The organism is Streptomyces sp. NPDC127092 (assembly GCF_042722475.1).
GTDB lineage: Bacteria > Actinomycetota > Actinomycetes > Streptomycetales > Streptomycetaceae > Streptomyces.
Genome location: NZ_JBHXFE010000143.1, coordinates 1 through 2,156 on the forward strand (window position 1 = coordinate 1; position 2,156 = coordinate 2,156).

Here is a 2,156-nt window from a genome sequence, read left to right on the forward strand (position 1 = left end):
GCCGTCCTCCTCCACCACGTCCATGGTCAGCAGGGAGTCGTCGTCGCGGAACTTCATGCCCGTCACGCCCGAGGTCGCACGGCCCATGGGACGCAGCGCCTCGTCCGTGGCGGTGAACCGCAGGGACTGGCCCTTGTGCGAGATCAGGATGAGGTCGTCGTCGGGCGAGACCACGCGGGCCGAGACCAGCTCGTCCCCCTCACGCAGCTTGATGGCGATCAGGCCGGCGGTGCGGTTCGTGTCGTAGTCCAGCAGCGGCGTCTTCTTCACGAGGCCGCCGCGCGTGGCGGGCACGAGGTACGGGGCCCGGCCGTAGTCCACGAGCGGCTGGATCTGGGCGATCCGCTCGTCCGGCTGGAACGCGAGCAGGTTGGCCACGTGCTGGCCCTTCGCGTCGCGGCCGGCCTCGAGCAGCTCGTACGTCTTGATGCGGTACACGCGGCCGAAGTTCGTGAAGAACAGCAGCCAGTGGTGCGTGGACACGGTGAGGAAGTGCTCGACGACGTCGTCGCCGCGCAGCGTCGCCCCGCGCACGCCCTTGCCGCCGCGCGCCTGGGACCGGTACTGGTCGATCCGGGTGCGCTTGACGTAGCCGCCGCGGGTGATGGAGACGACCATCTCCTCCTCGGGGATCAGGTCCTCGATGGACATGTCCCCGTCGAAGCCGGCCATGATCTCGGTGCGGCGGTCATCGCCGTGCTTGGCCACGATCTCGGCGAGCTCCTCGGAGATGACCTCGCGCTGACGCTGCGGGGACTCCAGGATCCGGTTGTACTCGGCGATCTTCGCCATGAGGTCGTCGTACTCGTCCTGGATCTTCCGGGACTCCAGGGCGGCGAGCTGGCGCAGCTGCATCTGCAGGATGGCCTGGGCCTGGACGTCGTCGATGTCCAGGAGCTCCTTGAGGGCCTCGCGGGCCACGTCCGCCGAGGCCGAGCGGCGGATGGTCGCGATGACCTCGTCCAGCATGTCCAGGGCCTTGAGCAGGCCGCGCAGGATGTGCGCGCGCTCCTCGGCCTTGCGCTTGCGGAACGCGGTGCGGCGCACGATCACGTCGATCTGGTGCTTCACCCAGTGGTGCACGAAGCCGTCCAGGGACAGGGTGCGCGGCACGCCGTCCACGAGCGCGAGCATGTTGGCCGAGAAGTTCGACTGCAGCTCGGTGTGCTTGTAGAGGTTGTTCAGCACCACCTTGGCGACGGCGTCGCGCTTGAGCACGATCACCAGGCGCTGGCCGGTGCGGCCGGAGGTCTCGTCGCGCATGTCCGCGATGCCGTTGATCTTGCCGTCCCGCACCATCTCCGCGATCTTCGCGGCGAGGTTGTCCGGGTTGGTCATGTAGGGCAGCTCGGTGACCACGAGGCACGTGCGGCCCTGGATCTCCTCCACGTTGACCACAGCGCGCATGGTGATGGGGCCGCGGCCGGTCCGGTAGACCTCCTCGATGCCCTTGCGGCCCAGGATCTGCGCGCCCGTGGGGAAGTCGGGGCCGTGCACGCGGGCCAGGAGCGCCTCGAGCAGCTCCTCGCGGGTGGCCTCGGGGTGCTCGAGGTACCACTGCACACCCGCGGCCACCTCGCGCATGTTGTGCGGCGGGATGTTCGTGGCCATGCCGACGGCGATGCCCGAGGAGCCGTTGACCAGCAGGTTCGGGTACCGGGCGGGCAGGACGACGGGCTCCTGCTGCTTGCCGTCGTAGTTGTCCTGCATGTCGACGGTGTCCTCGTCGATGTCCCGGACCATCTCCATGGCCAGCGGGGCCATCTTGGTCTCGGTGTAGCGCTGGGCGGCCGCCCCATCGTTGCCCGGGGAGCCGAAGTTGCCCTGGCCGAGCGCCAGAGGGTAGCGCTGGACCCAGTCCTGGATGGCCGCCGTCGTACATCGCGTAGAACACGCGACGGTGCACGGGCTTGAGGCCGTCGCGCACGTCCGGCAGCGCGCGGCCGACGATCACGGCCATCGCGTAGTCCAGGTACGAGCGCTTCATCTCCGACTCGAGGTCGACGGGCTCGACCTTGTCGGCGGCGCCCTCGGGGAGCACGTAGTGCTCGACCTCGATGTCCAGGCCGGTCTGCGGGGGCTGCGGGGTCGGGGCGCCCTCGACGGGCTCGTCCGGGGTCTGGGGGGTGGTCTCGTCGCTCACGCGGGTCCTCTCG

At 69.4% G+C, this 2,156-nt stretch carries 1 pseudogene; it reads right to left on the reverse strand.

The window, feature by feature from the left end:
• Positions 1 to 2,143: pseudogene (locus ACFWJO_RS38080) on the reverse strand (DNA gyrase subunit A); the annotation flags it as partial.
• Positions 2,144 to 2,156 lie beyond the last annotated feature (13 nt).